The following is a 24007-nucleotide window of genomic DNA, read 5'->3' on the forward strand; positions in this document are numbered from 1 at the left end:
GCGTGCCGAACCTCATCTCCGGGGGCTCGTCCGAAGGAGCAGCATGAGTATGGAACAGGCCGCCGCCGCGCTCGAAGCGGCTGACGACCGGATCGTGGCGGGTCGCGCCGCCGACGGGGATCCCGCGGCGTTCGCGGTGCTGGTGCGGCGATTCGCGCCGCTGATGCGCGCGTATGCGCGACGCATCCTTTCGGGGAGCGCCGAGGTCGACGACGTGGTCCAGGAGACCTTCATCACGGCCTGGCACCGGATCCCCGAGCTGGAGGACCTCAGCAAAGTGAAGAGCTGGCTGATGCGGATCACCAGCCGGACCGCGATCGATCACATCCGCGCGACGCGGAAGCAGATCGACCTCGATCAGATCGAGCAGGCCGCCCCCGACCACGCGGCCCCTCCGCGGAGGGCCGAGGCGCGGGCCGGCATGCGCGCGCTCAGGGACGCGCTCGCCGAGCTCCCGGAGGCGCAGCGTCAGTGCTGGGTGCTCCGCGAACTCGGCGGGTCGAGCTACGAGGAGATCGCGACCGATCTCGAGCTATCGGTCTCGACGGTGCGCGGGCTGCTCGCCCGAGCGCGCAAGCACATCATCGTGCGGATGGAGCAATGGCGATGAACGACGACGCACGTATCCCGGGATTCAGCGACCTCGGGCGCGGACCGGACGACCTCGACGGCCACACGATCGAGGAGCTCTCCGAGTATCTCGACGCCGGCCGGCTGCCGCTGGATCCGTCGATCGAGGAATCCGCAGGCTGCCGGCTCGCGCTCGACGCGCTCGAGCGCCTCCGGCTGCTCTCCGACGAGATGCTCGAGGCCGATGCCGGCGAAGAGCCCGAGCCCGATGCCGGGTGGACGCAGCGGATCCTCTCGAGCATCGCCTTCGACGCTCGAGCCGGGCGACGGATCCCGCTGCCCGCACCCGAGCCGGGCGTCGACCTGGGCATCACCGAGGGAGCGGTGCGCGGCCTGGTGCGGGGAGCCGAGCGCGCCGTTCCCGGAGCCGTGATCGGGCGGTGCCGACTCCTCGGCGACGTGACCGTGCCGGGCGAACCCGTCACGGTCGGCGTGGAGATCAGCGTTCCCTACGGCGAACCGATTCCCCGGCTCGTGGACCGGCTGAGGAGCGAGATCTCGGTCCGGCTGCGCACGCACACCCGATTGCGAGTGACCGGGATCGACGTAGTGGTGTCCGACGTCAGGCCGTCGGCGGTTCGAAACGAGGGGGAGCGGTGAACGTGGAACGGCAAGCGGAACTGCTGACGCAGATCGAGGCCATCGTCCGGGCGGTGCCCGAGGTCGAGGATCTGTACCGCTCCGGTTCGGTGCTGACGAATGCGCTCCAGCTCGGGGCCGAGGCGATCGGGGTCCGCGATGGGGCGGCCCCGCTGGCCGAGCTTTCGGAGCGGGACGGTGAGCGGTACGTGGAGATCGCGATCGGCGTGCGCGCGGGTGCCGGGGTTCCGCAGACGCTCGAGCACGTGCACGAGGCGCTCCGCGGGGTCACCGCGGAGCGGGGGATCGCGCTCCGCCTCACCGTCGTGCACATCGCGGACCGCGTCGACTGAGCCTGGCAGTTCTCTGGGAGCCGCGAGGGATCGCGTCACGATCCGGTTCGATTCCCGTGTTACCTCCGTATGCCTGAACAGGATTCACCAGGGGGAACGATGCAGAACACGCAATGGCAGGGAAGCGCCGACGGTGCGCGGAGGACGAAGCGAAGCGGAGCCGGCGGATTCCGCCGACTGAGCGGCCTCGCGGGGGCGCTCGCGCTCGCCGCAGGGCTTCTGGGGGTGTCGGCGCCGGCCATCGCGGCGCCGGTCGCAGCGGCCGCACCGACCGTGACCTACCCGGACGCGATCTCGAACATCTCGATCGCGAAGGACAGCGGCGGCTCGGGCTCGCTGAGCCAGTGGGAGCAGGTGCGGATCTCGGCCGACTGGGCCGTGCCGAACGGCGCGAAGGCCGGCGAGACCTTCGGCATGGCGCTGCCGCAGGAGTTCAGCCGCTACGGATCGGGCTCCTTCGAGCTCGCGGATCCGTCGACCGGCGTCGTGATGGCGACCTGCCAGGCGAGCGACGGCTCCGGCCCGCAGGTCGTGTGCACGCTGACCTCGGCGGTGAACGGCCTGGAGAGCGTCGGCGGCGACTTCTGGATGCAGGGGGTCGCGACGCAGTCGACCACCAGCGAGACGGTCGAGTTCGAGGTCGGCGGGAAGGTCGAGATCGTCGACCTGCCCGGCGGGGGCGGGATCACGCCCGAGGATCTCACCGAGCCCGATCAGCCCTACAAGTTCGGCGGTGCCACCGCGAAGGAGGGGCGCATCGAGTGGGTCATCGGGATCCCGCGCAGCTCGGTCGCCGCGGGGGCGTTCACGGTGAAGGACGCCCTCGACCCGAAGCAGGAGAACCACAGCTACACGGGTGAGGTGCAGCTCAACCAGCGTCCCGTGCAGAACGGTCAGTTCGTGGGCGAGTGGACGCCGGTGGATCCCGCCCGTTACTCGGTGAAGTTCGCGCCCGACAACAAGTCGTTCGAGTTCTCGGCGCAGGGACTACCCGCGGACGGCTTCAGCTACCGCCTCAACTACTTCACCCAGGCCGACGGGCAGGTGCTCGAGGGCGACGTCTTCGGCAACACCGCGACGGTGCAGGACACGACCACTTCGTCGGCATTCACCGTCAAGAACGAGGGCGGCGGCACCGCGAGCGGCAAGCAGTTCACCCGCTTCACCATCGTCAAGCAGCTCGACGGTGCGCAGGCCGCTGCCGCGCAGAACCAGAGCTTCAGCGTGAAGTACTCGGTCAAAGGCACGAACGACGCGCCGAAGACCATGACGCTTCGACCCGGTCAGCCGGTGAAGAGCGACCGTGCGCCCCTCGGATCGACCTTCGTGATCGAGGAGGTCGATCTGCCGAAGATCGACGGCGTCGCCTGGGGGACTCCCGTGCTCACGGGAACCGGGGTGCGGCCGGTCGGCGGCGGCGCCTACGAGGTGACTCCGGGGACGACCGCGGGAGTCGAACTCGTGCTGACGAACCTCGCGAACCCGGTCGTGCCGCCCACGCCCACGCCTCCGGTCCCGACCGTGCCACCTACGACGGTGCCGCCGACCGCGACGACTCCGCCCGCGACGCCGAAGCTCGCGACCACGGGCGGTGACGCGCTGATCCCGTTCTGGATCGCGGGCGCGGCGGCGATCGTGCTCGGCCTCGGCGCGACCGGGATCGCGCTGCGCCGACGGACGAACTCCGAAAAATAGTCCGCGGATCGGGAATGCCGCCGCGGGGGACCCCGTTGCCATGTATGCATCTGGATAGAAATCTCGGAAGGATCGTCATCCTATGACCACGTACAACGTCGGATTCCTCGTCGGCAGCATCTCCTCGACCTCGATCAACCGTCGCCTCTCGAAGGCGCTCGTGAAGCTCGCGCCGCAGGCCGATCTGAATCTCACGGAGATCCCGATCGCCGGGCTGCCGTTCTACTCGGCCGACCACGACGCCGCGATCCCGGCCGAGGCCGCGGACTTCAAGCGCCAGATCGAGGCGTCCGACGCGATCATCGTGATCACCCCCGAGTACAACCGCTCGGTGCCCGGTGTGCTGAAGAACGCGCTCGACACGGCGAGCCGTCCCTGGGGCCAGAACAGCTTCGCGGGCAAGCCGTCCGCGGTCATCGGCACGTCGATCGGCGCGATCGGCACCGCGGTCGCCCAGCAGCACCTGCGCTCGATCCTGTCGTTCCTCGCCTCGCCCGAGCTCGCTCAGCCCGAGGCGTACCTGCACATGACCGAGGGGCTGATCACCGAGGACGGCGAGGTGACCAACGAGTCGACCGCCGAGTTCCTGCTCTCGTGGCTCAAGGCGCTGCACACGCACACCGCGAAGACGCTCAGCCCGGTCGTCTGATCGGAGGACGCGAGGGGTCGGCATCCGCGGATGCCGGCCCCTCGGTCGTTTCCTGAACCGTACCTGGAAACCGGGTGGGCGAGCAGAATTCTCCCAGACCGGTTATTCTTCCTCTGAATCACCATCCGGGCCTCGGGGGAGGGACCGGTGAGATCCGGGGGGACTCTCTTGCGTTCAGAACGACGTCGTGCCGTCACCAGAGCCGTTGCCGGTTTCGTCTCCACCTTGCTGGTGGCGACGGGGCTCACGGTCGCCACGGAAGCGGTCGCGCCGCCACCCGCGTCGGCCGCCCAGGACCCGACGAGCTGCCAGGGCGCCGTCGCGCTCACGAACGGCGGCTTCGAGTCGCCGGCGATCCCGAACGCGACGTACCGGATGCTCGCCGAGAGCGCGGTTCCCGGCTGGGGTACCAACGACAGCCAGAAGCAGATCGAGATCTGGAGCAGCGGCTTCCAGGGCGTGCCCGCCGGGGCGGGTCGGCAGTTCGCCGAGCTGAACGCCAACAGCGCCAGCATGCTCTTCCAGGACGTGGCCACGACCCCGGGCCAGACGCTGGCCTGGTCCCTCAAGCACCGTGGACGCAGCGGCACCGACGTCATGCGCGTCGTGATCGGCGCGCCCAACGGCACGCTCGTGCAGAACGGGCCGAACCTCTCGGACGGGACCTCCGCGTGGGGCAGCCACACCGGCACCTACACCGTGCCGGCCGGCCAGACCACGACGCGCTTCGGTTTCGAGGCCGTCAGCTCGGCCGGCGGGAACGCCTCGGTCGGCAACTTCCTCGACGACATCACCTTCGGCACCGGCCCGTGCCTGATCACGACCAAGTCGGTGACCAACCTGAGCCGCGGCGGCACCACCGCCGAGGTCGGCGACGTGCTGCGCTACACCGTCACCACCCGCAACGACGGCGGCAACCCGGCGCTGCAGTCGGTCTCGAGCGACCGCCTCGACGCGGGGCTGGACTTCGTTCCCGGGTCGATCAAGATCGCCAGCGGTCCCGGCGCCGGCTCGCTCACCGACGCCGCGGGCGACGACCGCGGCGAGTACGGGTCGGGCGATCGCACGGTCAAGGTGCGCCTCGGCGACGGCGGGAACGCCTCCGCGGGCGGATCCATCGGCGTCGGCTCGAGCACGAGCTACACCTTCGACGCAAAAGTGAAGGTCTCTGCAGTGGGCGGGAACGTCACGAACGAGGCGAACGTGGCGTTCCGCGACGCCGTCGTGAACCAGGACCGGACCTCCACGAGCCAGCAGACCGTGACCCCGGTGAATCCTGCGGCTGATCTCGCCATCACCAAGGTGCTCGATGCGGGCACGCTCGTCTCCGGGCGGACCGCCTCCTTCACCATCACGGCGAAGAACAACGGTCCGCAGACGGCGACCGGGGTGAAGGTCACCGATCCCGTTCCCGACGGCCTGACGAACGCCTCCGCGACGACGAGCGCCGGATCCTGCGCCATCGCCGCGGGCGTCATCACCTGCTCGCTGCCCGACCTCGCCGTCGGGCAGACCGAGACGATCCGGGTCACCGGGACGGTCGCGCCGTCGCGCGACCCCGGAGCCGCGCTGTCGAACACCGCGACGATCTCGGGCTCGCGCACGGATCCCGACCTCGGGAACAACACCGCCAGCGCCTCGCGCACGCTGGCGACCGAGGCGGATGTCTCGGTGCAGAAGACCTTTGCTCCCGCCGATCCGGTGGCCGGCCAGAACGTGACCTACACGCTCACGACGCACAACGCGGGACCGTCCGAGGCGCGCGACGTCGTGCTCACGGATCCGCTCGATCCCCAGACCGTCTTCGTCGGATCGGCTCCGGGGAAGGGGACCTGTGAGAACCCGTCGGGGACCCTGCTCACCTGCCGCATGGGCACGCTCGCCGTCGGCGAGACCGTCGTCACCACGGTCACCGTGCGGATCGCGGCGGGCGCGACCGCGGTCGTGCAGAACTCGGTCAGCGTGACCAGCAGCACGAGCGACCCTGATCCGAGCAACAACGCCGACTCGACGAGCTTCCAGCCCGACGTGATCGCCGACCTGGCACTCACCAAGACGGCATCCACCGCGCAGGTCGCCGCCGGCGGCACGGTCGACTTCACCCTGGCCGCTGAGAATCTCGGAACCTCCGACGCGGTGAACGCGGTGCTCAGCGACACGGTGCCCGCCGGGTTCACCGTCATCGGGGTCGATCCCTCGGGCGGGGCGAACTGCGGTTTCACCCCGACCACGGTCACCTGCACCTGGGGAACCTTCGTCGCGGGCGGTACCGCGAACATCGTCGTGCACACCGCGGTGGCTGCCGACGCGCCGGCCGGGACGGTCACCAACACCGCCTCGATCGTGTCTCCCGCGAAGGACGCGAATCCCGCGAACAACTCGGACTCCGCCGACGTCGAGATCGTGCAGAGCGCCGACCTCGGAGTGACCAAGACCGCGCCGTCCACCGGCGTGCCCGGCTCGGAGTTCACCTACACGCTGACGGTGCAGAACCACGGTCCGTCCGTCGCCCGCGGAGCCACCGTCTCCGACACGCTGCCAGCGGACTTCGGATCGCCCCGTACGGACCTCGCCGGATGCGGTATCGCGGCCGGCACCCTGAGCTGCGCGCTCGGCGACCTCGCCCCCGGAGCCTCGGTCACGGTGCACGTGACCGGGACCTGGAGCACGACCGCGACGGGAACCGTGCGCAACACCGCCGAGACCACCTCGGCGACGCCCGACCCGAATGCGGACAACAACACCTCGACCGCGGACGTCGATCTGCGTCCGAGCGCGGACGTCGCCGTCACCAAGACGGTCTCGGACGCGCAGGCGCCGCTCGGCGGCACGGTCGAGTTCACGATCACCGTCGCCAACCGCGGACCCTCGGCGGCTCAGGCCGTGGTGGTCGACGACGCGATCCCCGCGGGGCTCGTGATCACGAAGGCGACGCCCTCGACCGGCAGCTGGTCCGATGCCGATGCCCGCTGGACGGTCGGCACCCTGCTCCCGGGCAAGTCCGCAACGTTGCAGGTGACCGCGCGCACCGCCATGGAAGGCGAAGCGACGAACACGGCCGTCGCGACCTCGCAGACCCCGGATCCCGACCCGACGAACAATATGGACAGCGCGACGGTGACCGTGACGCCTTCGGCCGACCTGTCGATCGTGAAGACGGTCTCGCACGACCCCGCGCCGCTCAACGGCCAGATGACCTACACGATCGTCGTGAAGAACGCCGGGCCGAGCGCGGCGGCGGACGTGCGGGTCTCGGATCCGCTGCCCGCGGCGCTGCTGAGCCCGCGGACGAGCACCCCCGGCTGCACCATCACCGGTTCGACCCTCGACTGCGCCGCGGGGGCCCTCGCGGTCGGTGCCACCCTCACCGTCACGGTGACCGGCACCGTCGATCCGGCGACCAAGGACTCCCGGCTCTCGAACACGGCCACGGTCTCCTCGACCACGCCGGATCCGGTGGAGTCCAACAACCGCTCGACGATCGCGGTCCCCGTCGCAGGGGCGCCGCGCGTCGAGCTGGTGAAGACGGCGGCGGCTCCGCGAGACGCGAACGGCAGCGGGCGCATCGATGCGGGCGACACGGTCGCCTACACGTTCACGATCCGCAATACCGGGGACGTCTCGCTGACGGGTGCCGCGATCACCGATCCGATGCTGGGCGGCACGGTCGCCTGCCCGCAGTTCCCCGCCTCGCTCGCGCCGGGCGGCGAGGTCGCCTGCGCACCCGTCACCTACACGCTGACCCAGCAGGACCTCGACCGCGGCACCGTCCACAACGAGGCGTCGGTGGTGGCGCAGTCGGCGCGCGGCACGGCCGATGACGACGCCGAGGCGAACGTCACGATCCCCGCCGTCGACGCCATCTCCCTGCGGAAGGCCGCCGGCAAGGTCACCGACACGAACGGCAGCGGCCATGTCGATGCCGGGGACCGGATCTCCTACGTCTTCACGGTCACGAACACCGGCACGACGACGCTGAAGCAGGCGAAGATCACGGATCCGATGCTGGGCGGTGCGGTCGCCTGCCCCGCGCTGGACGGGGTCGAACTCGCACCCGGCCAGTCCGTCGCCTGCGCGCCGGTGGCCTACACGCTGACGCAGCAGGACATCGACGGCGGCGTGGTGAAGAACACGGCGGAGGTCGTCGCGAAGTCCCCGACGGGCACCGTCGACGACACCGCCGCGGCCTCGGCCGACATCGAACGGACGGCCGGCATCGACCTGCACAAGCAGGTCGGGCTGATCCGGGACACCAACGCGGACGGCCGCGTGAGCGCGGGGGACACGGTCGACTACTCGTTCCGCGTCGACAACATCGGCAACACGACCCTGCAGAACGTCAAGATCGCCGATCCGCTGCTCGGCGAGGCGGCGATCTGCACCTTCGCGGAGCTGCCCGCCGGCGCGAGCGCGAACTGCGGGCCGTTCGCCTACACGCTCACCCAGCAGGACCTCGAGAACGAGCGCCGTCCGAACACCGCGACGGCGACCGGCACGAGCCCGATCGGCCAGGTCGGGGACTCCGCCTCCGCCGAGGTCCGATTCGAGAGCGTCACGTCGATCGCGCTCACGAAGACGCCGGGCCCGGTCGACCGCGGCGCGGACGATCGCGTGGGCGCCGGCGACACGGTCGGCTACACCTTCACGATCCGGAACACCGGGACCACGATCCTGCGCGACATCGTGCTCGACGACCCGAAGCTCGGCGGGACCGTCGTGTGCGACGCGCTCGACGGGCTCGAACTGGCGCCGCAGGAGGAAGCGGTGTGCGGTCCGGTGGACTACCGGCTGACCCAGGCCGATGTCGATTCCGGCTCGGTGCATAACACGGCGACGGTGACGGGCGAATCCCGCAGGGCCCGGGCGGACGCCTCGGCCGAGGCGACGGTGAAGCTCCAGGGCGTCGACGGGATCTCGCTGCTGAAGTCGGCCGCGAAGACGGTCGACGCGAACCGGAACGGGCGCACCGACGCCGGCGACACCATCGCCTACACCTTCACCGTGACCAATACCGGCACGACCACGCTGAAGGGCGTCATCGTGAAGGATCCGCGTCTCAGCGGTCCGGTCGACTGCCCGACGACCACGCTCGCCCCCGGCGAGGCCATGGTCTGCGACGGACCCCCTGCCGTGATCACCCAGGCCGAGATCGACGCGGGCAAGATCCGGAACACGGCGACGGTCACCGGCAACGGGAGCCGCACGGATCCTCCGACCGCGACCGACACCGTGGTGACGCCGCTCGGCGCGCAGCCGGCGATCGCGCTCACGAAGCGGGGCGGCGACTACGCCGACACCAACGGCAACGCCAAGGTCGACGCCGGGGACACGGTGCAGTTCCGCTTCACCGTGACGAACACGGGTGCCACGACGCTGACGAAGGTCGCGATCACCGACCCCAAGCTCGGCGGCACGCTCGACTGCGGTCTGGGCGAGCTCGCCCCCGGCGCGACGGCGGAGTGCGGTCCCATCGCCTACCGCCTGACGGTCGCGGACGTCGCGGCGGGCAAGGTCGTGAACGTCGCGACGGCGAGCGGTACCGCCGGCACCGCCACGGTCACCGCCGCGGCCACCGCGACGGTCGAGCTGGCGGGGCTCGCCACCACCGGCGGCCCCCTGCTCTGGGCCGGCTGGATCGTCGCCCTGCTCGCGGTCGCGGCCGGTGTGCTGCTGCTCTTCGTGCGTCAGCGGCGGAAGCCCGCGGTCGCGCTCGACGGAACGGAGTAGCGTCCAAACGACGCGGCCCCGCCGACCCGATCAGACGGGTCGGCGGGGCGGCGTCGCGTCTCGGAGCGCGCCGCTCCACCGGCGACGGTCAGGCCGGCTCCGTCTAGACCAGGACGGCGAGCGGCTGTTCCAGCAGCTCGGTGAGCGAGGCGAGGAACCGCGCCGCGAGCGCGCCGTCGATGATCCGGTGATCCGCGGTGAGCGTGATGCTCAACCGTTTGCTCGGTCGGGCTTCACCGTCGACGAGCGCGACCTCATCGCGGATCGCTCCGACCGCGAGGATCGCCCCCTGCGGCGGATTGATGATCGCGGTGAAATGATCTACGCCGAACATGCCGAGGTTGCTGATCGTGAACGTGCCGTCGCTCATGTCGACCGTGCCGAGCGTGCGCTCGGAGGCGCGATCCACCAGGCCCCTCGTCCTCGTCGAGATGTCGGATACCGCGAGTCGATCGGCGTCCCGCAGCACCGGTACGACGAGGCCCGCCGGTGACGCGACCGCGATCCCGATGTGCACCCGGTCGTGCAGCAGCGTCGCTCCCCGCCCGCCCGGCGCGTAGGAGGCATTGACGCCGGGGTGCCGCCGGAGCGCGACCGCGACGGCCCGGACGAGCAGATCGTTCACACTGATGCGTCCCGCGTCTCCGGGGCGCTGCTCGTTGATCCGCGCGCGCAGCGCGAGCAGTTCGTCGACCGAAGCGGACGCGGTCGCCGTGAACGACGGGATCTCGGAAGCGCTCGTGCTGAGCCGTGAAGCGATCTGCTGGCGGATCGCGTCGAACGGTACCGCGCGGGAGGCCCGTGCGTCGGAGGGCGGGACGTGCGTCTCGACTGCGATGGGTGTTTCGGCCGGGACGATGGGCTCCGCGGGGGTGTCGGCGGTCCGTCGTCCGATCGCGGCTTCGAGGTCGGCGCGGACGACTCGACCCCCGGGCCCGGTGCCCGCGACCTCGGCGAGGTCGATCCCGCGCTCGCGCGCGAGCCTGCGGACCAGCGGGGTCGCCGCCCGGTGCTCGACGGGGACCGGCGTCGCGGAACCGGTGCTCGGGGGAACGGGGCTGGCAGGAGCGGGGCTCGCAGGAGCGGCCCCGGCCTGCGCGGGGGCGGCCCCCGAACCCGGCGCGGCCGCCCCCGAACCGTCGTCGAGCCGGGCGATCGGCGTACCGATGGGCACGTTCTCGCCCGCGGCGACCAGGATCTCGGACAGGATCCCGTCGTCGTAGGCCTCCTGCTCCATGAGCGCCTTGTCGGTCTCGATCTCGACGAGCAGGTCGCCGGCGTGCACGGGGTCGCCCGGCTGCTTGTGCCAGGCGGCGATCGCGCCCTCGGTCATCGTGTCCGAGAGCCGGGGCATGAGGATGTCGATCATGACGTCTCCTTCGGGGTCGGTTCAGTGCCGTCGGGCGACGGCGTCGAGGGTCTCTCGGATCGCGGCGATCGCATCGTCGAGCGAGGGCAGTGCGGCGGTCTCCAGCGACTTGGCGTAGGGCATCGGAACCTCCGCCATGGCGACTCGCCGTACGGGTGCGTCGAGCCAGTCGAAGGCCCCGTCCGACACGGTCGCCGCGACCTCCGCCCCGATGCCGTAGGTGAGCCAGTCGTCCTCGAGAACGACGCAGCAGTTGGTCCTGCGCACCGAGTCGACGATGGTCGAGCGGTCGAGCGGGCGGAGGCTGCGCAGATCGACGACTTCGACGTCGATCCCTTCCGCTGCGAGTCGTTCGGCCGCCTGCACGGCCACCGTCGCCATGCGCGAGTAGGAGATGACCGTGATGTCGGAACCGGGACGCACCACCTTCGCGCGGCCGATCTCGACGGGTTCCAGATCGTCGGGCACCTCGCCGGTGGTGTTGTAGAGCGCGAGGTTCTCGAGCACGAGCACCGGGTCGTCGTCCCGGATCGCCGCCCGCATGAGGGCTTTGGCATCGGCGGGGGTCGCTGGGGCGACGACCTTCATGCCCGGCACGAACGCGTAGTACAGCTCGATGTTCTGCGAGTGCGTCGCGCCCAGCTGCTGCCCGCCGCCGCCCGGGGTCCGGATCACCATCGGAACCCGGGCCTGGCCGCCGAACATGCCGTAGATCTTCGCCGCGTGGTTCACGATCTGGTCGAGCGCCAGCAGCGAGAAGTTGATCGTCATGATCTCGACGACCGGCCGGAGCCCGAGCATCGCGGCCCCGACCGCGGCGCCCGTGAACCCTTCCTCGGCGATCGGAGTGTCGCGGACCCGCTTCGGGCCGAACTCGTCCAGCATTCCGGCCGTGATCTTGTACGAGCCTTCGAACCGGCCGATCTCCTCACCGATCAGGAACACGCTCTCATCGCGCAGCATCTCCTCCCGCAGCGCCTCGTGGAGCGCCTGGCGATAGCTCATGCGGCTCACGCGAGCACCTCCGTCCGGTCGGGGGTTCCGGGTCTCGGCGGCGCAGGGAACAGCGCTTCGCCCGGCAGCCGGCGCGAGTCGTTCGGCACGGGGGTCGCATAGGTGTAGTCGAAGAGCGTCGAGGCCTCCGGGTGCGGACTCGCGTCGGCGAATGCGGCAGCCTCGGCGACACGGGCCACGGCTTCCGCGTCGATCTCGGCGACGAGCTCCTCACCGAGGACCCCCTCGGTGAGGAGGCGCGCGGCGAAGGCCGCGACCGGGTCCGCCGCGCGCAGGGCCTCGGCTTCCTCCCTGGTCCGGTACCGCGCCGGATCCACGACGGAGTGCCCTTTGAGGCGCTCGGACACGGTCTCGAGCAGGAACGGGCGACCGGCCCGTGCGCTCGCGAGCGCGCGCTGCGCCGCGGTGTGCACCGCGACGGGATCCGTGCCGTCCACCCGTGCGGCGTCCATGCGGTAGGCGGCGGCGCGCTTGTGGAGCTCTGGCTCGGCCGAGGCCTGCTCGACCGTGGTTCCCATTCCCAGGCCGTTGTTGACGACGACGTAGACGATCGGCAGGTGCCAGATCGCCGCGAGATTGAGCGACTCGTGGAACGCGCCGATGTTGGTGGTGCCGTCGCCCATGAGACAGATGACGGCGTCGTTCTCGCCGCGGTAGTCGATCGCCAGGGCGGCGCCGGTGGCGAGCGGGATCTGGCCGCCGACGATCCCGTAGCCGCCCATGAACCGCGAAGCGTAATCGAACATGTGCATGGAGCCGCCCCAACCTCGGGAGACCCCGTCCGTGCGCCCGTAGAGTTCGGCCATGATCCGCTCGGGCGCGATACCCCGGGCGAGCGCGTAGCCGTGCTCCCGATAGTTCGTGTAGACGTAGTCGCCGGGAGCGGAGGCCGACATGAGCCCGACCACGGTCGCCTCCTCGCCGAGGTTCAGGTGGCAGTACCCGCCGACCTTGGCCTCCGTGTAGGCGCGCGCCGCGCGCTCCTCGAACCGCCGGATCAGGACCATGCGGCGGTAGAAGTCGAGCAGCTGTTCGTCGGGCGGCGACTCGGACTCCGCGGTCGTGCGCGTGCGCTTCGTCGACGTTCCGCGGGTCGCGCGTGCTGCGCGTGCCGGCGCACTGCGCGGCTTCTGGGTCTGGGGCATGCGGGGTCTCCATTCTCGCCCGAGAATCGCGCCGGACCCGGCGGGTGGCTCGGGTGGGGCACGGATCTGCTGTCCGGTCCGGAGGATGCTCCGGGTCTCATGATCATTAATGATACGAAACACGTTTCATTATAGAATCGAGCGGGAGAAGTTGTCGAAACGAGGGAGACGCGTGGCGAGCGAGCAGGGGAGCCCCGGCTCCGAACCGACTCCGCGCAAGCGGGGGCGCCCGACCGGGGCCGAGCGTGCGCAGCGGCGCGACGACATCATCGACGCGGCGGTCCGGCTGTTCGTCGAACGGGGTTTCGCGCGGGTCACCTTCGATGACCTCCGCGAGGAGGCGCGAGTGACGAAGCGCACCATCTATGCCGACTTCGCCGATCGGTCCGAGGTGTTCCTCGCAGCGGTCGAGCGGTTGCGGGACCGCGCACTGGCGGCCCCCGCCGAACACCACGGACTCCCGGAGGCCGCGGCGACGATCGTGTTCGCCCTGCACTCGGACGAGGCGATCGGATTGCATCGGCTCGTGATCGCCGAGGCGCGCACCTTCCCCGGGCTCGCGGAACGCTTCTATGCGGACGGACCGGCCGCCTACATCGCGGCGCTCCGGCAACGGATGCCCGATCGCTCCGTCGACCGGGCGGAGGCGCTGTTCGCGCTGCTGCTGGGTGAACCCCACCGCAAGCGGCTGCTCGGGCTCACCTCGGCGCCGACGCGTGCCGAAGCGGAGTCGCAGGCACTCGCTGCGATCGCGGCGCTCGGGCTGCGGTAGCCGCGTCCCGATCCCGCCTCAGCCAGGGAAACCGGTGCCGTCGGCGTCCTGCCACCCGGTTGTGATGTCCACCCAGTCCTCCGCGCCGCTCAGCCGCTGCAGCTCGTCGATCGGGATCTCGACCATCGAGCTCGGCGTGCCCGCGGCCGGGTAGACCCGGTCGAACCGGCGCAGCGACGCGTCGAGGAAGATCCGCGCGCGATCGTTCGCCGCGAACGGGCAGACACCGCCGATCGGGTGCCCGGTCAGTTCGGGCACCTCGTCGCCGCGCAGCATGCGGGCCTTGCCGCCGAAGCGGCGCTTGAACCGGCCTCCGTTGACCTTCGCGTCGCCCGCGGCGACGACGAGCACGGCCCGGCTCGGGTCGCTCGGATCGCTGAACCCCAGCGTCTTCGCGATGCGCGCGGGTTCGGTGCCGAGCTGCTCGGCCGCCAGCTCGACCGTCGCACTCGATCCGGAGGTCTCGACGATCTCACCGGCGAACCCTCGGGCGTCCAGGTGCGCGCGCACGCGTGCGGTGTCCATGCTGATCCTCTGCGATTCGAGTCGAGTCAGGCCGCGAACGGGTCGCGGTCGGGGTCGCTGTTGCGCTCGTGCTCGATCAGTCGTGCCGCGCGGTCACCCGCGCCCGGCTCGACGATCGAATCGAGGAGCGCGAGGGCCATGTCGGTTCCCGCGGAGACGCCCGATGACGTCCAGCGATTCCGATCGACGACCCAGCGGGCCCGACGCTGCCAGTCGACCTCCGTTCCGAACCCGGTCGCCCAGGCGTAGGCGAGCTTGTTCGAGGTCGCGCGGTAGCCGTCGAGGAGCCCGGCCGCCGCGAGGACGGCGGACCCCGTGCACACCGATGCGACGATCGCGGCTTCGTCCGCCCAGCCGCGCAGCCAGGTGAGGAACGCTCCGTCGTGCACCAGATCCCGGGTTCCCGCACCGCCTGGCACCAGGACGATGTCAGGGGTCTCGGCGTCGGCCCAGGCCGCGGCGGCGACGACCTCGGTGCCCTGGCTGCTGGCGACGGTGCCTGCGACCGGACCGAGCAGCCGGATCCCGACCCGCTCCTCCGCCATGCTGAGCGCCTCGACGGGACCGAACACGTCGAGCAGCTCGAAGCCGGGGAACAGGACGATGTCGACGCGGCGCGGAGCGGGACGTGCAGGCATGAGGACAGCGTACTCAGCCCGACTCGGGCCGAACGAGCCGGGCGCCTCGCGGATCCGCGGGTTCGCGCCGCGCTTGTCCGGGCTCACAACGGCGCTGCGCGAAGACGGTGTTCCGCGACAACTCCTCGCGGGGCGGCCACCGCTGTACTGGGTCGAGACGCTGCGCGCGGCTGTCTTCCGGGATACCACCTTGGCCGTGCGCAGCGTCGACGACGTCGGCCGCCGCGCGGTCGGAGCGAGGAGGCTCAGCATGCCGTGGAGACCCCCAACGGACTCCGGAGGCTCCTCCGGGTACCGCCGGAGGAGCGGAACCGTGGGCCGCAGTGCGCTCGCGGCGGTCGCGATCCTCGTCGCCTGCGTACTCGCCGTCCCGTCGACGGCGAGCGCCGTCGACGGCGGCTCGGTGCCGGGGAACGGAGCGGACACGCTGACCATCGGGACGACCGACGAGATCGACACGATCAATCCGATGCTCGGATACATGTCGTCGACTCAGCAGGAGTATCTCTGGGACCCGCTCACGGCGTCCTCACGCACCGAGGTCGGCGAAGCGGCCCCCGGGCTCGCGGAGTCCTGGGACGTGTCGCCGGACGGGCTGACCGTGACCTACCGTCTGCGTCCGGGCCTGAAATGGAGCGACGGGAAGCCGCTCACCTCCGCGGATCCGCAGTACATGTTGAGCCGGATCGCCGCGGGCGGGCCGGGGCAGGGCATGTGGGGCAACTTCCTCGACTCGGTCACCTCGGTCTCGGCGCCCGACGATCGCACGGTGCAGCTGCACCTGTCGGTGCCGAACAGCATGATGCCGAGGATGCCGATCCCGATCCTGCCGAAGCATGTTCTCGAGAAGTATCCCGACACCGAGCTGTCGAAGTATCCGATCGACCCCGCGCACCTCGTGACCTCCGGCGCGTACCGCTTGATCGAGGGCGGGCCGGGCAGCTCGGTGCTCCGCTTCGAGGCGAACCCCGGGTACTGGAGGGGGGAGAGCCCGGTGAAGCACGTCAACTGGCGATTCTTCAAGGCGGAGGACACGGTCATGCAGGCGATCATGAAGGGCGAGATCGACTACACCTCGAGCGTCAACGCGCTGCAGCTCCGCGTGCTGGAGACCCAGCCGAATATCCGGGCGAACCAGTTCCCTCAGATCGGCACCTTCCGCGAGATCGGCTTCAACACGGGCTCGATCGACACCGAGACGGGCAAGCCCATGGGGGATCCGAACCCCGCGGTGCTCGACCCGAAGTTCCGCCACGCGCTCTCGACCGCGTTCGACCGGGAGGCCGTCGCGCACAAGGCCTACAAAGGCGGGATGACGCCGCTCAAGACGGTGGTCGGCGCGGGCTTCGACCGGTTCCGGTGGGAGGTCCCTCCGAGCGACCCGAGCGACTACGACCCGGAGCTCGCCGCCGAGCGGCTCGACGCGGCGGGGTACCGGCTGGGGGCCGACGGCAAGCGCACGCTGCCGAACGGCAAGCCCGTCGGCCAGCTCCGGCTTCTGGGCGACTCCGGGAATCCGTCGGCGCTGCAGACCGTGCAGCTCGTGCGCGAGTGGCTGCAGAACCTCGGCTTCGACGTGAAGGTCACGGCGATGCGCATGGAGAAGCTCAACGACGTGGTGCTGAGCGGCGACTTCGACATGTTCGAGCAGATGTGGGGCATCGACGACGATCCCGACTCGATCCTGATGTACTTCACCTGCGCCCAGCGCGGGCTGATGAGCGACTCCTGGTACTGCTCGAAGGAGTTCGACGCGCTGTACGCGAGTCAGAAGCGTGAGCTGGATCCGGCGCGGCGCATCGAGACGATCCGGAGAATGCAGGAGCTGCTCTACCGCGACGCCCCCTACATCGTTCTCGGCAACCTCACCGCTCGTCAGGCCTACCGGGTCGACCGCTGGCACGGGTGGACCCCCGCGCTGCAGCGGGCCGGCGACGTCATGGCCGATGTCGTCTCGTTGTTCTCACTGCGGCCGGGCGGTGTGCCGGGCAGCAGCAGCGGCACCGGCGGTCCGGCGCAGACCAGCGCCCTCGTGTACGGGAGCATCGGCGGCCTGCTCGTGGTCGGGGCGCTCGCGCGATTCATCGTGGTGCGGCGTCGCCGCGCGACCGCTGAGGAGAGAGAATGACCTCGAAGCCCATGCCCACGGCGACCCGGCTGAACGCCGCGATCGGCGCCGACCTGCCGCGCCGTCCTTCGCGCTTCAGCGGACGGTTCACCCCGCGATTCGTCGTCCGGCAGGTCACCGGGACCGTGCTGACGCTGTTCTTCGTGATCGTCGTGAACTTCTTCCTGTTCCGCGTGATCAATCCGCACCCCGAGCGCACGCTCGGCCGAGGCAAGGCCCGCACCGCCGAGCAGCTCGAAGCGATCCGGCACAGCCTGGGACTCGACGAGCCGCTGTGGACCCAGTTCGTGAAGTACCTGCAGCAGGTGTTCACCGGCGACCTGGGGGTCTCCTTCCAGTACTCGAGACCCGTGATCGACCTCATCGGGGAACGCATGGGGCCGACCCTGCTGCTCGTCCTGCCGGCCACGGTGCTGTCGATCTGGCTCGGCATCTGGCTGGGCAGCCGGCAGGCGTGGAAGCACGGTCGGCGCTTCGACCGATCGACCTCGATCTTCGCGATCATCGTCTACTCGATGCCCGAGTGGTGGCTCGGCCTGCTGCTGTTCATGGTGTTCGCGGCGAATCCCGTGCTCGGGATCTTCCCGATCGGCGGCCTGCATTCGCCCGGGCTGGACCCGTGGACGATCGACGGGGTCGCCGACACCATCTGGCACCTCGTGCTGCCGACCGTGACGCTCACGATCGCCTACATCGCGGAGTACTCCATCATCATGCGCTCGTCGATGCTCGACGTGATGGGCCAGGACTACCTGACGACGGGGCGGGCCAAGGGGCTCACCGACCAGCAGGTGCTGCATCGGCACGCCATGCCGAACGCCCGGCTGCCGATGACCACGCTCATCGCGCTCGACCTGGCCTTCGCGGTCGGCGGCGCGATCACCATCGAGACGGTGTTCTCGATCCCCGGACTCGGACTGCTCACGACCGAAGCGCTCCGGATCCCCGATCTGCCGCTGCTGCAGGGATCCTTCCTGGTCTTCTCCGCCGCTGTGGTGCTCGCGAACATGATCGCGAACTTCCTCTACGCGCTCCAGGATCCGAGGGTGAAATCATGACCGCAGTCTCCGAAGCCCTCCGGAAGCCGAGCGCCAGCTCCCTCCGATGGCGGCTCCGCCGCGAATCCTGGGGTCGGACCTGGCGGCAGTTCCGCTCGAACCGGGCCGGCATGGTGGGCCTCATCGTGCTCGCGGTCTTCGCGCTCATCGCGATCCTCGCCCCGTGGCTCGCGAACGCCGAAGAACTGCGCGCGAGCAACGCGACGGGCCCGCTGCTCGCGCCGCCGAGCCCCGAGTACCCGCTCGGCACGGACGACAACGGCCGGTCGGTGCTGACCCTGCTGATCTTCGGATCCCGGACCCCGCTGCTGGTCGGGCTCACCGCGACCATCATCTCGATGGTGATCGGCACCGTCGTGGGGATCGCGGCGGGCATCTCCGACGGCTGGTTCGGCGCGATCCTCTTCCGCGTCACCGAGTGGTTCATCGTGATCCCGTTCCTGCCGCTCGCCCTGGTGCTCGCGACGCTGCTCGGGGGCTCCCTGTTCTCGATCATCGTCGTGATCGGGGTCACCGGCTGGCCGTCGACCGCGCTCGTCATCCGCGCGCAGACGCTCTCGGTCCGGGAGCGCCCGTTCATGGAGCGGGCCCGGATCCTCGGGGCGGGGAGGTGGCACCTCATGTCGAAGCACGTCTTCCCGAACGTGCTCCCGCTCGTCTTCGCGAACACCACGCTGACCGTCGCAGGGTCGGTGCTGGCCGAGACCACGCTGTCGTTCCTGGGCTTCGGCGACCCGACCGCGGTCTCCTGGGGCACCATGCTGAACTCGGCGTTCAGCACCGGGGCCGTCTCCCTGGGGGCCTGGTGGTTCCTGCTGCCGCCCGGCATCTGCGTCGTGCTCGTCGTGCTCGCCTTCACCCAGGCGGGGCAGGCGCTCGAGGACATCGTGAACCCGCGTCTGAAGGAGGGTCGATGAACCGGCTGCTGACCATCGAGGACCTGCGGGTCACCTACCGATCCTCGCGCGGGGAGGTGCCCGCGGTCCGCGGCGTCTCGCTCGCGCTGGACGCCGGGCGCACGCTCGGCATCGCCGGCGAGTCCGGATCGGGCAAGTCGACCATCGCGAGCGCGGTGCTGCGCCTGCACCCGCGCAGCGCGCGCATCGAAGGACGCGTGGAGGTGTGCGGGCAGGACGTCAACGCGCTCAGCTGGGGCGCGCTGCGCCGCATGCGCTGGTCCGACGCCGCGATGGTGTTCCAGGGGGCGATGCACTCCCTCAACCCGGTGCTGACCATCGGCGACCAGGTGGCCGAGCCCGTGCTCGTGCACCGGCCGACGACGACCCGCGGCGCGGCCGCCCACCGGGTCGCCGAACTGCTCGAGATGGTCGGGTTGGCCGCCGAGCACGCGCACAGCTACCCGCACATGCTCTCGGGCGGGCAGAAGCAGCGCGTCATGATCGCGATGGCGCTCGCCTGCGACCCGCGCCTGCTCGTCGCGGACGAACCGACGACGGCGCTCGACGTCAAGGTGCAGGCGCAGATCATGCGCGTCCTGCAGAACCTCGCCGAGGAGCTGGGTCTCGGCCTCCTGCTCATCAGCCACGACCTCGCGGTGCTCTCCAGCGTCTGCGACGAGGTGGTGGTGATGCACGGCGGGATCGTGATCGAGCAGGGCCCGGGCGCGGAGCTCTTCGCGAACGCGCAGCATCCCTACACCCGGGCGCTCGCGGGCGCGTTCCCCACGATCGGCGACCCCGACTCCCGGTATCGGCCGCAGGGCGTCGGCGACGACCCCGCATCGTTCGAGGATCCGGCCGCGATCCGGGAGTTCCTGTCGCGGTGCGCGCACGACGACGGAGGCTGCCTCGTGCACCGACCGGAGTTCGCCCGATTCGCCCTGCGCGACGCCCCCGACTGCCTGCGGGCGACGGAACTCGGGATCCTCCCGGCCGACAGCGAGACGGAGACCGCCATATGACCGCGAACGCCCTCAGCGCGACCGAGCTGCACGTGACCTTCCGCGCTCTGCAGGGGCGGGGAGAGGTCCGCGCCGTCGACGGCGTCACCCTCGACCTCCGCACCAGAGAGATCCTCGCGCTCGTCGGCGCATCCGGCTCGGGGAAGACGACGCTCAGCCGCACCCTGCTCGGACTCGAGCAGCCCACGAGCGGCGCGGTCACCGCGCTCGGCGAACCGCTGCCGACCGGGGGCCGGGCGATGCGCGCGTATCGCAGGCGCACGCAGCTCGTCATGCAGGATCCCGCGGGAGCGTTGAACCCCCGGCACTCGGTCTACGAGTCCGTCGCCGAGGGGATCCGCCTGCACCGCCTGGTCGCCGAGCACAACGCGCGCGGCGAGGACGTCACCGAGGTCGACCTGGTCTCCGGCGCCCTCGCGAGCGCCGGACTGCGGCCGCCCGAGCGCTTCTTCCTGAGTTCCCCGCACGAGCTGTCGGGCGGTCAGCGCCAGCGCGTGCTGATCGCCGGAGCGCTCGCCGTCGAACCGGAGGTCATCATCGCGGACGAACCGGTCGCGAGCCTCGACGCCTCCATCCGGGGCGAGATCCTCGCGCTGTTCCTGCGACTGCGGGACGAGCTCGGGCTCAGCCTGATGATCGTGACCCACGACCTCGGGCTCGCCTGGAACATCGCCGACCGGGTCGCGGTCATGCAGGCCGGCCGGCTCGTCGAGGTCGGCGACACGGAGGACGTGCTGCTGCGCCCGCAGCACGAGTACACGCGGGAACTGCTCGCGGCCCTGCCGAACGAGCAGCATCGGGTGCGGTGACGGTACCGGCTCGCGCCGAGCCGGTACGCGCCCGATTGTGTCCCCTCACAACGCCGCGAGAACGAGATTGTCGACCGGGCCAATGTCGAATCCGAACCCGTCCGATGGACTGGACGCGGGGCCGAGTCCCCGCATCCAGAACTGCGAAGGAGCACCCGTGCCCGCCATCGATCCGACCCTCGCCGCCGCGCTCCATCGGGAGCTGCTCGCCTCGCGGATCGAGCCGGAGGAACCCGGCGCGGTCGTCGCCGTCTTCCGCGACGGCGAACTGATTGCCCACACGGCGCGCGGCGTCGCCGATACGGAGACGGGGGCCGCGCTCACCGAGCGCACGCGGATGAACATCGCGTCGGTCAGCAAGCAGCTGACGGCGGCCGCCGTGGTGATCGTCTCCCGCGAGGGCCGGGTCGACCTCGACGCGGACATCCGCGCCTACGTGCCGGAGCTCCGATTGCGCGGGATCACGCTCCGCGGGTGCCTGAACCACACGGCCGGCCTGCCCGACTACATGGGCATCGGCGAGGTGATGGGGCTCGAGATCCTGGAGGTCGCCCGACTCGACTGGTTCACCGACTGGGTGTCCACGATCCGGGTGCCCGACTTCCCGCCGGGCGATGCGGCGTCCTACTCGAACACCGGCTACGTGCTGGCGGCGCTGGCGATCGAGCGAGCCACGGGGACGCCGTTCCCCGAGCTCATCGCGGATCGCGTGTTCCGGCCGCTCGGTATGGACGACACCCTGGTCATGGAACTGCTCGCCGACACCGTGCCGAACATGTCGATGAGCTTCGAGCGCACCGACGACGGGCTCGCGCGCGCCGATATGGGGGTCGGACGACTCCCGAAGGTCCGGGGCGTCAACGGCGATGGCGAGATCCTGACGACGCTCGTCGACTTCGCCAAATGGCACGGGTTCCTGCGCGACGGTCGCGTGCTGGGCGACGAGGTGCGTCGTGCGCTGCTCGCCCGGGCGGTGCTGACCGACGGGCAGGTGTCGAGCTACGGGCTCGGCATCGAGCACGAGCGACGCGGCGAGCTGTCCGCGATCGCGCACAGCGGTGGGATGTGGGGCTATTCCACGTACTCGCTGCTCGAGCCGGACTCGGGGCTGAGCGTCGCGGTCTTCGCCAACCGCGACGACCTGGATCCCGCCGAGCTGGCGTGGCGAGCCCTGCGCATCGCGGCCCGTGCCGGCGGCATCGGCGGCCGCTGGTTCTCGGAGCGCTTCGCCTTCGGGCTGGAGCTGGCGGTCCGCGCCGACGGCGGCCTCACGGCCGCGGACGGGACGGAGCGCTCCGAACTCGTGGCGGCTGGTGCGGGTCGCTGGACACAGGATGACGACCTCGGCCTGGTGGAACTGCGCGACGGCGAGCTCTTCGTGGCGGCCGAGTTCGGGCTGCAGCAGCGGTTCCAGCGGCTCTCGGTACCGGGACCGGTGCCCGAGCACGGCCCGGGAGATTTCACCGAACCCTACGGGGGAGCGGCGTATCGGATCGAGCAGCGCGAATCGGGCGTCGTGGTCGTGCACCCGTCGAACGGCGTGCAGAACGTGACGCCCTACGGTGAGCGCGGCAGCAGCGGGACCGCGGAGTGGATCGGCGCCTTCGACGGCGGCTACCTGCTGATCGAGCGGCGACCCGCCGGCCGGGTGCGCATCGGCTCCGGCACCACCGTGACCGAACTGACCCGGAAGGACGGCTGAGCATGCCCGGAGAGAACCTGACCCGGCAGGAGGCGCGGGAACGCGCGGACGTCGTGCACCGCGTCGATCGCTACGACATCGCGCTCGACCTCGCGACCGGTCCCGAGACCTTCGCCGCGGACACCACGATCCGCTTCTCGGCAGAGCCCGGATCCGCGACGTTCCTCGACCTCGTCGCCGACTCGGTGCAGCGGATCGAGCTGAACGGCGAAGCGCTCGACCCGTCGACCGCGTTCGCCGACTCGCGCGTGCACCTGGCCCCGCTCGCGGCGTCGAACACGGTGCGCGTCGTCTCGACCCAGCGCTACACGAACACGGGTGAGGGCCTGCACCGCTTCGTGGATCCCGCCGACGGCGAGGTGTACCTCTTCAGTCAGTTCGAGATCCCCGACTCGCGTCAGATGTTCGCGGTGTTCGAGCAGCCGGACCTGAAGGCCGCGTTCCGGTTCACGGTCACGGCTCCCGCGCGCTGGAAGATGGTCGGCAACCAGCCGACGCCCGAGCCCGCGGCGGCCGGTGCGCGCGACGGGGAGGCGCTGTCGACCTGGGCGTTCGAACCGACCCCGGTCATGTCGAGCTACATCACCGCCATAGTCGCCGGGCCGTACGCCGAGGTGCGTTCCGAGCTCACGAGCCGCGACGGCCGCACGATCCCGCTGGGGCTCTTCTGCCGAGCCTCGCTCGCCGCCCATCTCGACGCGGACACGCTGTTCGCGGAGACCCGCAGCGGCTTCGCCTTCTTCGAGGAACTGTTCGACGTCGCCTACCCGTTCGACAAGTACGATCAGCTCTTCGTCCCCGAGCACTCGGCGGGTGCGATGGAGAACATCGGGGCGGTGACCTTCGACGAGTACTACGTGTTCCAGGGCCCGGTCCCGGATTCGCGGCGCGAGGATCGCACGGTCACGCTGCTGCACGAGCTCGCGCACATGTGGTTCGGCAACCTCGTCACCATGCGCTGGTGGAACGACCTCTGGCTCAACGAGTCCTTCGCGGACTACGTCTCGGTCCTCGCCGCCGCCGAGGCCACCGAGTGGCGCGAGGCGTGGGCGACCTTCGCGGCGTCGAGCAAGGCCTGGGCGGTCCGTCAGGATCAGCTGCCGAGCACGCATCCGATCGCGGCGGAGGTGCACGACCTCGAGGACACCCTGATCAATTTCGATGGGATCACGTACGCCAAGGGCGCGTCCGTGCTCAAGCAGCTCGTCGCCTGGGTCGGCCGGGAACCCTTCATGCAGGGCGTGCACGACTACTTCGTGAAGCACCACCACGGCAACACCGAGCTCCCCGACC

19 protein-coding genes are annotated in these 24007 nt (G+C 70.5%); 14 read left to right on the forward strand and 5 right to left on the reverse strand.

The genetic code is table 11. The annotated features are described in order from the left end of the window. Positions 1-43: 43 nt before the first annotated feature. The 6 genes from ABD169_RS15875 (at position 44) to ABD169_RS15900 (ending at position 9633) form a co-directional block, all read left to right on the forward strand. Positions 44-610 carry an RNA polymerase sigma factor gene (locus ABD169_RS15875; RefSeq protein WP_046454122.1) on the forward strand — a complete coding sequence of 189 codons (567 nt, stop codon included), beginning with the start codon at positions 44-46 and terminating at the stop codon, positions 608-610. After that, positions 607-1230, forward strand: coding sequence for an Asp23/Gls24 family envelope stress response protein (locus ABD169_RS15880; RefSeq protein ID WP_046454131.1), 624 nt, complete (start codon positions 607-609; stop codon positions 1228-1230). The genes ABD169_RS15875 and ABD169_RS15880 overlap by 4 nt, the downstream gene beginning before the upstream one ends. A 2-nt stretch (positions 1231-1232) precedes the next feature. Beyond that, entirely contained in the window at positions 1233-1562 is a 330-nt protein-coding gene (locus ABD169_RS15885) for a hypothetical protein (RefSeq protein ID WP_156174900.1), read from the forward strand. Between the two features lie 99 nt (positions 1563-1661). After that, positions 1662-3257: an Ig-like domain-containing protein gene (locus tag ABD169_RS15890; protein ID WP_344033593.1), complete on the forward strand. Its 1596-nt coding sequence runs from the start codon at positions 1662-1664 to the stop codon at positions 3255-3257. 82 nt (positions 3258-3339) lie between these two features. Next, positions 3340-3906 (forward strand): NADPH-dependent FMN reductase, encoded by a 567-nt coding sequence (locus ABD169_RS15895; protein ID WP_046454125.1) that lies wholly within the window; start codon positions 3340-3342, stop codon positions 3904-3906. A 231-nt stretch (positions 3907-4137) separates the two neighbouring features. Continuing rightward, the gene (locus tag ABD169_RS15900) at positions 4138-9633 is read left to right on the forward strand and encodes a DUF7507 domain-containing protein (RefSeq protein WP_344033595.1); all 5496 of its coding nucleotides are present in this window, start codon (positions 4138-4140) and stop codon (positions 9631-9633) included. A 103-nt stretch (positions 9634-9736) separates the two neighbouring features. On the opposite strand, the gene ABD169_RS15905 is transcribed toward ABD169_RS15900, so the two are convergent. From ABD169_RS15905 to pdhA, 3 genes are read right to left on the reverse strand one after another with little or no spacing between them, the layout of a single operon-like run. Further along, positions 9737-11002: a dihydrolipoamide acetyltransferase family protein gene (locus ABD169_RS15905; RefSeq protein WP_344033596.1), complete on the reverse strand. Its 1266-nt coding sequence runs from the start codon at positions 11000-11002 to the stop codon at positions 9737-9739. A gap of 21 nt (positions 11003-11023) precedes the next feature. Further along, entirely contained in the window at positions 11024-12016 is a 993-nt protein-coding gene (locus tag ABD169_RS15910; protein WP_344033597.1) for an alpha-ketoacid dehydrogenase subunit beta, read from the reverse strand. After that, entirely contained in the window at positions 12013-13161 is a 1149-nt protein-coding gene (gene pdhA / locus ABD169_RS15915; RefSeq protein WP_344033598.1) for a pyruvate dehydrogenase (acetyl-transferring) E1 component subunit alpha, read from the reverse strand. The genes ABD169_RS15910 and pdhA overlap by 4 nt, the downstream gene beginning before the upstream one ends. Before the next feature lie 172 nt (positions 13162-13333). On the opposite strand from pdhA, the gene ABD169_RS15920 reads away from it, so the two are divergent. Then, positions 13334-13933 carry a TetR/AcrR family transcriptional regulator gene (locus tag ABD169_RS15920; RefSeq protein ID WP_344033599.1) on the forward strand — a complete coding sequence of 200 codons (600 nt, stop codon included), beginning with the start codon at positions 13334-13336 and terminating at the stop codon, positions 13931-13933. Positions 13934-13951: 18 nt separating this feature from the next. Here the strand turns inward: ABD169_RS15920 and ABD169_RS15925 are convergent, their stop codons facing one another. Further along, positions 13952-14458, reverse strand: coding sequence for a YbaK/EbsC family protein (locus ABD169_RS15925; protein WP_344033600.1), 507 nt, complete (start codon positions 14456-14458; stop codon positions 13952-13954). A gap of 26 nt (positions 14459-14484) precedes the next feature. Then, a complete protein-coding gene (locus tag ABD169_RS15930) occupies positions 14485-15096 on the reverse strand; it encodes a DJ-1/PfpI family protein (protein WP_344033601.1) in 612 nt (203 codons plus the stop codon). Between the two features lie 313 nt (positions 15097-15409). On the opposite strand from ABD169_RS15930, the gene ABD169_RS15935 reads away from it, so the two are divergent. The 7 genes from ABD169_RS15935 to pepN all read left to right on the forward strand — a co-directional run. After that, a complete protein-coding gene (locus tag ABD169_RS15935; protein ID WP_344033602.1) occupies positions 15410-17224 on the forward strand; it encodes an ABC transporter substrate-binding protein in 1815 nt (604 codons plus the stop codon). Continuing rightward, complete coding sequence (locus tag ABD169_RS15940) at positions 17221-18282, forward strand: ABC transporter permease (protein ID WP_344033603.1); 1062 nt, start codon at positions 17221-17223, stop codon at positions 18280-18282. The genes ABD169_RS15935 and ABD169_RS15940 overlap by 4 nt, the downstream gene beginning before the upstream one ends. Then, positions 18279-19199 carry an ABC transporter permease gene (locus tag ABD169_RS15945; RefSeq protein WP_344033604.1) on the forward strand — a complete coding sequence of 307 codons (921 nt, stop codon included), beginning with the start codon at positions 18279-18281 and terminating at the stop codon, positions 19197-19199. The genes ABD169_RS15940 and ABD169_RS15945 overlap by 4 nt, the downstream gene beginning before the upstream one ends. Then, the gene (locus ABD169_RS15950; protein WP_344033605.1) at positions 19196-20203 is read left to right on the forward strand and encodes an ABC transporter ATP-binding protein; all 1008 of its coding nucleotides are present in this window, start codon (positions 19196-19198) and stop codon (positions 20201-20203) included. Before ABD169_RS15945 ends, ABD169_RS15950 begins: the two co-directional genes overlap by 4 nt. Then, the gene (locus tag ABD169_RS15955; protein ID WP_344033606.1) at positions 20200-21012 is read left to right on the forward strand and encodes an ABC transporter ATP-binding protein; all 813 of its coding nucleotides are present in this window, start codon (positions 20200-20202) and stop codon (positions 21010-21012) included. Before ABD169_RS15950 ends, ABD169_RS15955 begins: the two co-directional genes overlap by 4 nt. Positions 21013-21169: 157 nt before the next feature. Then, the gene (locus ABD169_RS15960; RefSeq protein WP_344033607.1) at positions 21170-22714 is read left to right on the forward strand and encodes a serine hydrolase domain-containing protein; all 1545 of its coding nucleotides are present in this window, start codon (positions 21170-21172) and stop codon (positions 22712-22714) included. A 2-nt stretch (positions 22715-22716) separates the two neighbouring features. Continuing rightward, on the forward strand, positions 22717-24007 hold a 1291-nt coding region (gene pepN / locus ABD169_RS15965), incomplete at its 3' end, for an aminopeptidase N (protein WP_344033608.1).

Source organism: Leucobacter iarius (assembly GCF_039530105.1).
Lineage (GTDB): Bacteria > Actinomycetota > Actinomycetes > Actinomycetales > Microbacteriaceae > Leucobacter > Leucobacter iarius.